General features: G+C 65.2%; 7 protein-coding genes. 4 read left to right on the top strand and 3 right to left on the bottom strand.

Annotated elements, in window-relative coordinates:
* A partial coding sequence (locus tag ACK5L9_RS05510) for a ComEC/Rec2 family competence protein (protein ID WP_416910454.1) occupies positions 1-1,980 on the bottom strand: 1,980 nt, incomplete at its 3' end.
* A 105-nt stretch (positions 1,981-2,085) separates the two neighbouring features.
* Here ACK5L9_RS05510 and gltX point away from each other — a divergent pair.
* The 3 genes from gltX to ACK5L9_RS05495 all read left to right on the top strand — a co-directional run bounded on the left by gltX (position 2,086) and on the right by ACK5L9_RS05495 (position 5,589).
* Positions 2,086-3,483, top strand: coding sequence for a glutamate--tRNA ligase (gltX, locus tag ACK5L9_RS05505; RefSeq protein WP_416910452.1), 1,398 nt, complete (start codon positions 2,086-2,088; stop codon positions 3,481-3,483).
* Positions 3,484-3,553: 70 nt separating this feature from the next.
* Positions 3,554-4,846: a citrate synthase gene (gene gltA / locus ACK5L9_RS05500; protein ID WP_416910451.1), complete on the top strand. Its 1,293-nt coding sequence runs from the start codon at positions 3,554-3,556 to the stop codon at positions 4,844-4,846.
* An 89-nt stretch (positions 4,847-4,935) separates the two neighbouring features.
* On the top strand, positions 4,936-5,589 hold the full coding sequence (locus ACK5L9_RS05495; RefSeq protein WP_416910449.1) for an SDR family NAD(P)-dependent oxidoreductase: 654 nt from the start codon (positions 4,936-4,938) through the stop codon (positions 5,587-5,589).
* Positions 5,590-5,682: 93 nt separating this feature from the next.
* On the opposite strand, the gene ACK5L9_RS05490 is transcribed toward ACK5L9_RS05495, so the two are convergent.
* Complete coding sequence (locus ACK5L9_RS05490) at positions 5,683-7,488, bottom strand: aminopeptidase P family protein (protein WP_416910448.1); 1,806 nt, start codon at positions 7,486-7,488, stop codon at positions 5,683-5,685.
* On the bottom strand, positions 7,485-8,177 hold the full coding sequence (locus ACK5L9_RS05485; RefSeq protein WP_416910447.1) for a metal-dependent hydrolase: 693 nt from the start codon (positions 8,175-8,177) through the stop codon (positions 7,485-7,487). Before ACK5L9_RS05485 ends, ACK5L9_RS05490 begins: the two co-directional genes overlap by 4 nt.
* A gap of 126 nt (positions 8,178-8,303) precedes the next feature.
* Between ACK5L9_RS05485 and ACK5L9_RS05480 the strand changes: the two genes are divergently transcribed.
* Positions 8,304-10,682 carry an ATP-dependent helicase gene (locus ACK5L9_RS05480; protein WP_416910446.1) on the top strand — a complete coding sequence of 793 codons (2,379 nt, stop codon included), beginning with the start codon at positions 8,304-8,306 and terminating at the stop codon, positions 10,680-10,682.
* Positions 10,683-10,929 lie beyond the last annotated feature (247 nt).

Genomic DNA, 10,929 nt, shown 5'->3' with positions numbered 1-10,929 from the left:
GAAGTGCAGCACGTGCCAGCCGCCGGGCAGGGAGGCGCGTCTGTCGCGGCGATCGCCGGACCATGCCGGGCGGGCGGCGGATTGTTCCTGTGTGGCGGTGTCGCCATCTTCCAGCAGCCATGTCTTGACGACAAAGGCACCGCCTGCGGGTTTGGACAGAGCGCGGCCGGACGGGGTCATCAGCCCTGCCGCCTCGCCCTGGGGCGCGATCAGCAGCAGCGGGCGCGTTGCCGTCAGCCACAGCGCCGCCGCCGCTGCCAGCATCGCGCCCCCCGCGCCGAACCCCGCCGACAGGGGGGTCAGCCGTCGCGCCGTCAGCCCGTGCCGCCAGCACAGCACCATTGCCACCGCGCCGAACCCCATCAGCGGCATAACGGCGGCGGGGGGCAGGGGCAGGGCCGTGACCGCGCCGTTCAGGCCCGCGACGAATTCAGCCACGCGCAGCATCCACGCGGTTCCGGCCCCCATCACCCACAGCGCCGGACCCGCCAGTCCCAGAGGCGCCAGCAGCGCGGCGATCACGCCCGCAGGCATGACCAGCGTGCCCATGACCGGCACCGCCAGCAGATTGGCCAGCAGCCCGTATTGCGCCATGCGGTTGAAATGCGCCGCCGCGATGGGCGATGTCGCCATCGCCGCGACAAGGGACGACAGGATCAGCATCGCCACCGGCCTCAGCCAGAAGGGCAGGCGCGGCGAGATGCGCGCCCATGGCCCATAGATCAGGATCAGCGCGATGGTGGCGGCAAAGCTCATCTGAAAGCCGGGCGAGGTCAGCGCCTCGGGGGTGACGGTCAGGATGATCGTCGCGGCCAGCGCCACGGTCCGCAGCGATATGGCCCGTCGATCCGCCAGAATGGCCCCCAGCATGACCGCGACCATGACAAAGGCGCGCTCGGTCGCGACGCCGCCGCCGGACAGCCACAGATAGGCGGCGGCGGCACCCATCGCGCCGGCCGCCGCCAGCTTGTGGACCGGCAGGCGCAGCATCCGGCCAAAGCCCTGTGCGATGACCAGTGCCAGCCGCAGCGCGCCATAGACGAAACCGGCCAGCATTCCCATATGCAGCCCGGATATCGAGATGATGTGATACAGGTTCGAGGCGCGCATGATTTCATTCGTCGCCTCGGAAATGCCGGAGCGGTCGCCGGTCATCAGGGCCGCGGCGACCGCGCCCGCCTGCCCGCCGATCCGCTGTTGCATGGCAGCGCTGAGGGCCATTCGCGCGCGGTGCATGCCCCAGATGCCGCCCTCGGGCGGGCCGGCGGCCAGAACCGGGGTGCGGGAATAGCCGACCGCGCCGATCCGTTCGAACCATGCATGCTGGCGGAAATCGAAGCTGCCGGGTGAGGCGGGGCCGGGGGGCGGGCCAAGATGGCCGGTCAGCATGACCCGGCTGCCAAGCGGCGGCAATGTGCCCTCGGTCTGATCCGTCAGCGACAGCCGGACCCGTGCCGGTATCCGGTCGCGGCCCAGGTTGCGCAGCGTGACCTGATCCAGTGTCAGGCGGATCCGGTCGCGGGCGGAACGGTCGATTTCGATCAGCCGCCCCTCGACCGGGCCGTAGTAACGCCATTCCAGTACCGGCGCGGCCACCAGCGCGGATCGCAGTGCGGCCAGCCCGGTCCCTGCCGCGATCAGTGCCACGGCCAGCCCGCCGATGCGCAATGCATCGGCGATCGGCCAGCCGATGCGGCCCGTTTCTGCCAGCGGCAGCGCCAGCCGGGCAATCACCAGCGCGGCCACCGCGACCGCAAGCAGCGGCAGGCGGCCCCAGCCGGGCAGCGGGGCGACGAACCAGAGACCGATACCCGCCCCCAGCAGGACCGGAACCCAGACGAACAACCCCGCGCGGCTGGCCGGGGCGTGGTGGGGGCGTGGCGGGGTGGCGTGCCTGTCCGGCCTGCGCCGGGCCGGAGCAAACCCGGGCAGGCCGGCTGGTGGCACCGTCGTCGGCAGGCTGCCGGAACGGGGCGTCATTCTTGTCCTTTCGCGGGCGTTTCTTTATCTCTGCCCCGAACCATGGCACGCAACCGCTTACCAAAGCGTTAACGCCGCCGGATGAACGCGCAGAAGAAGGCCCAGATGTCCGATACCGACCAGATCGTTACCCGTTTCGCCCCTTCTCCGACCGGTTATCTGCATATCGGCGGGGCCAGGACGGCACTGTTCAACTGGCTGTTCGCACGCGGGCGGGGCGGCAGGTTCCTGTTGCGAATCGAGGATACCGACCGCGCCCGATCCACGCCCGAGGCGACCGCCGCACTGATGAAGGGGCTGGAATGGCTGGGGCTGGACTGGGACGGCGATCCCGTCAGCCAGTTCGCCCGCAAGGACCGCCATGCCGAAATCGCGCGCGAGATGCTGGCGCGGGGCGCGGCCTACAGATGTTTCTCGACGCCCGAAGAGATCGCCGAATGGCGCGAGGCGCATCCCCGTCAGCCGTTTCAAAGCCCGTGGCGTGACGCGACCGATCTGCCCGATCTGCCCTTTGCGATCCGGCTGAAGGCACCGCGTCAGGGGGAAACCGTCATTCAGGATGCGGTGCAGGGCGAGGTGCGGGTCGCCAACGATCAGCTTGACGACATGATCCTGCTGCGCAGCGACGGCACGCCGACCTATATGCTGGCGGTGGTGGTGGACGATCACGACATGGGCGTCAACCATGTGATCCGGGGCGACGATCACCTGACCAACACCTTTCGGCAGGTGCAGATCATCGACGCGATGGGCTGGTCACGTCCGGTCTATGCCCATATTCCACTGATTCACGGCGAGGACGGCAAGAAGCTGTCCAAGCGGCATGGCGCAGTGGGACTGCATGAATTCGCGGTGTTGGGATACCCGGCGGCGGCAATGCGCAACTATCTGGCGCGGCTGGGCTGGAGCCATGGCGATGATGAACTGTTCAGTGACGCCGAGGCGCGCGAATGGTTCGCTCTGGGCGGAATCGGCAAGGCCCCGGCGCGGCTGGATTTCAGGAAGCTGGAACATGTCAGCGGCCACCATATCGGTGCGATGCCCGATGAGGCGCTGATGGACGCGCTGCGGGATTATCTGGCCGGGACCGGGGCCGCGCCCCTGACCGCGCTTCAGCAGGACCGGCTGGCACCCGCGCTTTCGGTGTTGAAAGAAAAGGCGAAAACCCTGCCGCAATTGTTGGATCAGGCGCGGTTCGCGTTGATCGGCCGGCCCGTCGAGGTGGATGAGAAAGCGGCAAAATCGCTGGATTCGGTATCCCGTGGTATGCTGAAATCATTGACTGCCGCAGTGCAGCATGCTAGCTGGACACGAGACGAGCTGGAACAGGCGGCCAAGATCGTGGCCGAGGAGAACGGTGTCGGTTTGGGCAAACTTGCGGGGCCCCTTCGCGCCGCGCTGGCTGGCCGTACTGCAACCCCCAGCGTGTTTGACATGATGACGGCACTTGGCCGCGAGGAATCGCTGGCCCGGTTGCAGGATCAGACGGATATGGCAGGGTAGCCTGCTCTCACATGTCCGGGTCTTTCATGCCGTGCGGCAGGGGCCCGGCTCAGCCGGAAAGGACATTTGAATGGCCGAATCGAAAACCGCCACACTGCGATTGAACGGAGCGGATGTCGAATTGCCGGTACTCAGCCCGACCGAAGGGCCGGATGTGCTGGATATTCGCAAGCTCTATGGTCAGGCGGATGTTTTTACCTTCGATCCGGGGTTCACATCAACCGCAAGCTGCGAATCGACCATCACCTATATCGACGGCGACAAGGGTGAATTGTGGTATCGCGGTTATCCCATCGAGCAACTGGCGGACAAGTCGCATTACCTGGAAGTCTGCTATGTGCTTCTGTATGGCGACCTGCCCAGTGCCGAGCAATTGGTGGATTTCGAAAATCGCGTCACGAATCACACCATGGTGCACGAGCAGATGCACAACTTTTTCCGTGGGTTCCGTCGCGATGCGCATCCGATGGCGACCATGGTGGCCGTGGTGGGCGCAATGTCGGCCTTTTACCACGATTCGACCGATGTGAACGATCCCTGGCAGCGCGAGGTTGCCTCGATCCGGCTGATCGCGAAACTGCCGACCATTGCGGCGATGGCTTATAAATACTCGATCGGGCAGCCTTTCGTTTACCCCAATAACGAACTGGACTATGCCTCGAACTTCCTGAACATGTGCTTTTCGGTTCCGGCGGCGAAATATACCGTGGATCCGGCGCTGGCGCGCGCGATGGACCGCATCTTTACCCTGCATGCCGATCACGAACAGAACGCCTCGACCTCGACGGTGCGTCTGGCCGGGTCGTCGGGCGCGAACCCGTTCGCCTGTATCGCGGCGGGCATCGCCTGTCTGTGGGGGCCTGCACATGGCGGCGCCAATCAGGCCTGTCTGGAAATGCTGCGCGAAATCGGCTCGGTGGACCGGATCCCCGAATTTATCGCGCGCGCAAAGGACAAGGACGATCCGTTCCGGCTGATGGGCTTTGGCCATCGGGTCTACAAGAATTTCGACCCGCGCGCGAAGGTCATGAAGGAATCGGCCGACGAGGTTCTGGAACTGCTGGGTGTCCACAATAACCCGACCTTGCAGGTTGCCAAGGAACTGGAGCGGATCGCGCTTGAGGATCCGTATTTCGTGGACAAGAAGCTGTATCCGAATGTCGATTTCTATTCGGGCATCATTCTTGAGGCGATGGGCTTCCCGACCTCGATGTTCACGCCGATCTTTGCGATGTCGCGGACCGTGGGCTGGATTGCCCAGTGGAAAGAAATGATCGCTGATCCGCAGGGCAAGATCGGCCGTCCGCGTCAGTTGTATGTCGGCAGCGCGCGGCGCGACTATGTGGATCTGACCCGGCGCTGAGTGCCGGGCGGAATCGGGTGGGGCCTCTTCGGGGGCCCCTTTCCTTTGCGGGCTTGCGCCGGCCGGATGCCGGTGGCAATGGGGCGGACATGAGCGAGACGACACGGAAACTGGCGCTGGTCACTGGCGCATCGCGGGGATTGGGCGCGGCATTGGCCGAAGGGCTGGCCGCGCGGGGTTATCATGTGCTGGCGGTGGCGCGCACCGTTGGCGGGCTGGAAGAACTGGACGACCGGATCCGAAAGGCGGGCGGGGCGGCGACGCTGGCTCCGATGGATGTGACAGAAGCCCCGGCGATGCAGCAGATGGCCCAGGCCATTGCCGGACGCTGGGGCGGGCTGGATTTCTGGGCGCATACGGCGATCCACGCCGCCCCCCTGTCGCCCGCGCCGCATATCGACGGCAAGGACTGGTCGAAATCGCTGCTGCTGAATGTCGAGGTGGTGCGCGGGCTGATCGCGCTGCTGGAACCCCTGCTGCTGGCCCGCCGCGGCACGGCGCTGTTTTTCGACGATGCGCGGGCGGGCGAGAAATTCTTCGGATCCTATGGTGCGACCAAGGCGGCGCAGATCGCTCTGGCGCGAAGCTGGCAGGCCGAGACGGCGAAGGTTGGTCCGCGTGTGGTCATCACCGCGCCCGCCGGGATGCCGACCGCCGTACGGGGCCGGTTCTTTCCCGGCGAGGACCGGGCGACACTGACCCCTTGCGGCGCCGAGGCAGACCGGATTCTGAACAGCCTGTGACAGCGGTTGCGGGCGCCGCGCGCAAAGCGCGCGGCGTTTTTTGCGTCCCGCGATGGCCGGGGGGACTGCGCGTCCCCCGGACCCCCGGCTGTATCAGCCAAGCTGCGCCGTCGCGCGAACCAGCCAGTCACGTGCCGCGTGGTCATCGCCCAGAAGCGGCAATATGGCCTGCCGGACCCGCGCGTGATAGGCGTCGAGCCAAGCCACTTCGTCACGGGACAGGGTATCGGGATCAAGGGCGCGGGTGTCGATGGGACAGAGGGTCAGCGTCTCGAATCCCAGCATCTTGCGGCCGGGTTCGGCCTGTATTCCGGTCACGACGATCAGGTTTTCGGTGCGGATGCCAAAGCTGCCCTCGCGGTAATATCCCGGCTCGTTCGACAGGATCATGCCGGGTTCCAGCGCCAGGTCGCTGAGGCGGCTGATCCGCGCCGGGCCTTCGTGCACGCAAAGCGCCGCTCCGACTCCGTGGCCGGTGCCGTGATCGTAATCCAGCCCCTGCTGCCACAGGAACTGCCGCGCCAGAGCGTCCAGATGCGCACCGCTTACACCGACCGGAAAGCGGGCGCGGCTGATCGCGATCATGCCGCGCAGGACGGCGGTAAAGGGCGCGACGGCATCCGCCGGCGGGTCGCCCAGAGGCAGGGTCCGCGTGATGTCGGTGGTGCCATCGGGATATTGGCCGCCGGAATCGATCAGCAGCATCTGCCCCGGCGCAAGGCGGCGGTTGCTGCTTTCGGTCACGCGGTAATGGACGATGGCGCCGTTCGGGCCCGCGCCGCTGATCGTGTCAAAGCTGATGTCGATGGCCCCTTGGTCGATGCGCAGCGATTCAAGTTTGCGCACGACGTCGATTTCGGTCAGATCCGCCGGGCTCTGCGCATCCAGCCACGCCAGCAGCCGCACCATCGCCACACCGTCGCGCAGATGTGCGGCGCGCATGCCGTCAAGTTCGGCCGGGTTCTTGCGCGCCTTTGGCAGGATGGCGGGGTCCGGCGCAAGGGCGATTTGCGTGCCCGCCTGATCCAGAAGGCGAAAGGCGGCCTCGGGCGCGGTGGCGGGGTCGATCCGGACCGGGCCTTTCTGGCTGGCAAGCGTGGCGGGCAGGGCCTGGGGCGGGTGGATCGTGACCTCGTTACCCAGATGGGCGCGCAGCGATGCGTCGAACTTTGCGGGATCGGCGAACAGCGCCAGATGGCCGTCATCGGCCAGCAAGGCAAAGCTTTGCACGACGGGATTTCTGGGCAGGTCGCTGCCACGGATATTCAGCAGCCAACTGATCGAATCGGGCAGGGACAGGAAGGCGGCGGCATGGCCATCCTTGCGCAGCCCCTCGGCCAGCCGCGCGCGTTTCTGCGCCGCCGTCTCGCCCGCCAGCCCGTCGTCATGCGCCCGTGCCGCGCCGACCGGAGGGGCGGGGCGGTCGGTCCAGACCGCATCGACCGGGTTCGCGTCAATCGCCACCAGCGCGATGCCGCTGCCTTTCAGCCCCGTTTCCAGAGCCCCGATTTCCTTGCGGGTATGCAGCCAGGGATCGAAACCCGCCGTGCCGCCTGCTGGCAGGGCGTCGCACAGCCAGCCCGCAGGCTTGACCTCGGGCCAGTGGACCGGAGTGAAGTGGTCGGGGTCGATCTGGTTTTTCACCTGCACGCGATAGCGGCCGTCGATGAACACGCCCGCCTGATCCGCTGTCACGATGGCAAAGCCAGCGCTGCCGGTAAAGCCGGTCAGCCATGCCAGGCGGGCATCGGCCGCAGCGACATATTCGCCTTGATGGGCATCGGCGCGCGGCACCAGAAAGGCGTCCAGCCCCCCGGCCTGCATGCGTGCGCGCAGGGCGGCCAGACGGGCAGGATGATCGCCGCCGCCCGCCGGATCGTCGAAACGCTGATAGCTCACAGCTCGATGGCCTTCAGAACCTCGGGTTCGATCACATTCACGCCCGGCAGACCTGCCCGCAACGCATCCGCCGATTGTTCGAGGACCGGGAAGGTCCGGTAGTGGCAGGGGATCACCGTGTTGAACTTGAAATATTTCCGTGCCGCAAAGGCCGCGCGCTTCATGTCCATGGTGAAATGCCCGCCCGCGCTGAGAATGCCGATGTCAGGCTGATGGTATTCGCCCATCCAGGCCATGTCGGCCATGATGTCGGTATCGCCCGACAGATAGATCACATGCCCCTCGCCCGCGATCATGTAACCCGATTCGTGGCCGGTATAGACCGGCCCGTCGGGGCCCTGAACCGAACTTGAATGGCAGGCATTGACCATCGTGACCTTGGCCCCGCCCAGATCGATCGTGCCGCCCTTGTTGAAACCGATGCCTTCGATACCATGCAGGGCCTGCCAGCTTGTGACCAGATCGTAGATGCCGACAAAGGGCAGCTTGCTGTCCTTTGCCAGCGCCAGCGCATCGCCTGAATGGTCAAAATGCCCGTGCGTGACCAGCAGATGCGTGGCGCCCGCGATGGCGGTCTCTTTCTGATCCTCGGGGAACATCGGATTTCCCGTCAGCCACGGGTCGATCAGGATCACCGCATCCTCGATTTCAAGCCGAAAACCGGAATGCCCAAGCCAGGTCAGTTTCATCTCTGCCTCCTGTCAAATACCGGCGCAGGTTAGCCGGGTGCCGGGCCGCTGACCAGATGCCCGGTTTTTGGAACGCATCATGAACACGGGCTTTCCTTGGTGCGCGGCAGCGCCTATGGTGGCAGGATGGAGCTTCTTGACGATTCCGACGATTTCGATGGCGTCCCCCTGTCGCAGCGGGCAATGGCCGCGCGGCCCGCGCCCTATCTGGACGGGCTGAACGCGGCGCAGCGCGCGGCGGTCGAGGTGCTGGAGGGGCCGGTGCTGATGCTGGCGGGCGCGGGCACGGGCAAGACGCGGGCGCTGACCACGCGGATCGCGCATCTGCTGATGCAGGGCAGGGCGCGTCCGGGGCAGATTCTGGCGGTGACATTCACCAACAAGGCCGCGCGCGAGATGAAGGACCGCATTGGCCGCCTGCTGGGTGAAACGGTCGAGGGCATGCCGTGGCTGGGCACGTTCCATTCGATCAGCGTCAAGATCCTGCGCCGCCATGCGGAACTGATCGGCAATGGCGCGCTGCATCTGAAGCCAAGCTTTACCATTCTGGATACGGATGACCAGATCCGGCTGATGAAGCAGTTGATTCAAGCCGAAAATCTGGACGAAAAACGTTGGCCCGCGCGGCAGCTTGCATATCTGATAGACGGCTGGAAGAACCGTTGCCTGACACCCGCGAAACTGCCCAAGGGCGAGGCGCATACCTTTGACGGCTGGGGCGGAAGGCTGTACGCGGCCTATCAGGACCGGCTGTTGTCGCTGAACGCTGTCGATTTCGGCGATTTGCTGATGCATTGCGTGACGCTGTTTCAGGCGCATCCCGATGTGCTGAAAGGCTGGCAGGACCGGTTCCGCTATATTCTGGTGGACGAATATCAGGATACGAATGTGGCGCAATACATGTGGCTGCGGCTGCTGGCGCAGGCGCATCACAACATCTGCTGCGTGGGCGACGACGATCAGTCGATCTATGGCTGGCGCGGGGCCGAGGTCGGCAACATCCTGCGCTTCGAACAGGATTTCCCCGGCGCGCAGGTGATCCGGCTGGAACAGAATTACCGCTCGACCCCACAGATTCTGGCGGCGGCCTCGGGGTTGATCGCCGCCAATGCCGGGCGGCTTGGCAAGACCCTCTGGACCGAGGCCGGACCGGGCGAGAAGGTCCGGCTGATCGGCCATTGGGACAGCGAGGCCGAAGCCCGCTGGATCGGCGAAGAAATCGAGGCCCTTCAGGGCGGACATCGACACGCGTTGGCTGAGGTCGGTCTCAATGACATCGCTATCCTCGTGCGGGCCAGCCATCAGATGCGGGCCTTCGAGGACCGGTTCATGACCATCGGCCTGCCCTATCGGGTGATCGGTGGACCGCGATTCTACGAACGCGCCGAAATCCGCGACGCCATGGCCTATTTCCGGCTGGTGGTCGGCCCCGAGGACGATCTGGCCTTTGAACGCATCGTCAACACCCCAAAGCGCGGACTGGGTGACAAGGCGGTGCAGACCATTCAGGGGGTGGCGCGGCAGAATGGCGTGTCCCTGCTTGAGGGCGCGGGGATCGTGGTCGAGGAAGGCCATCTGGGCGGCAAGGGGCTGGCCAATCTGCGCGATTTCATGGCCTCGATCGGGCGCTGGCATGCCGATGCCATCGACAGCGCGGTCAGCCATGTCGAACTGGCTGAACGGATTCTGGACGAATCGGGCTATACGGCGATGTGGCAGAACGACAAGTCGCCCGATGCGCCGGGACGTCTGGAAAACCTCAAGGAGCTGGTCAAGGCGCTGGAGGAATTCGATAATCTTCAGGGCTTTCTGGAACATGTGGCGCTGGTCATGGATCGCGACGACGGGGCAGCGGGCGAACAGGTCAGCATCATGACGCTGCATGCCGCCAAGGGGCTGGAATTTCCGGTCGTGTTCCTTCCGGGATGGGAGGATGGGCTGTTCCCCAACCAGCGCGCCATGGACGAGGACGGTACCAGGGGCCTGGAGGAAGAACGTCGGCTGGCCTATGTCGGCCTTACCCGCGCCGAACGGCTGGCGACGATCAGCTTTGCGGGCAACCGGCGGCTTTACGGGCAGTGGCAAAGCTCGATGCCGTCTCGCTTTGTCGATGAACTGCCCGCCGAACATGTCGAGGTGCTGACCCCGCCCGGCTTGTATGGCGGCGGCTATGGCGCGGCCATGGCCTTTGCAGGGGCGAATGCGGGAACCGACATGCATGACCGCGCCGCAAAGGCCGATGTCTATAACTCGCCCGGATGGAAGCGGATGCAGGCGCAGGCTGCGGCGCGCAAGGCACCTGTGCAGCGCACGCCACTGACCATCGACGCCGAACCGGCTGCGCGTTTCAGCGTCGGTGACAGCGTGACCCACGCGAAGTTCGGAGAGGGCCGGATCATGGGCATGGCCGAGGATACGCTGACCGTGCAGTTCCCGGCCGGGTTCAAAAACGTCAAGGCCGCCTATGTGCAGCCGACCGGGGATGATCAGGACGTTCCGTTTTAACCCGAATTATGCATGAGGAGTTGGTGAGACTGGCTTAACTACTTGAAGAGCTGTAGTTTTATGGTTCCTACACCCAAAGCCGCAGTTCTTCAGGATGCCGAGCCTCACCATGGATGTTTCTACACCCTCTCGTCTGTGTTTGTCACCGGTCAATGGCAAGCAGGTCCTGCTCGGATTTGAGGGTGCCGACATGAGTTCCGACGCTGGGCTGATGCTGTTGCGGGAGATCGAGCGCCGTGAAGGTCTG

The organism is Paracoccus sp. (in: a-proteobacteria) (assembly GCF_047973135.1).
Classification (GTDB): Bacteria; Pseudomonadota; Alphaproteobacteria; order Rhodobacterales; family Rhodobacteraceae; genus Paracoccus.
Note: the sequence above shows the minus strand (reverse complement) of the source record. Positions and strands in the feature narration are given on the sequence as shown.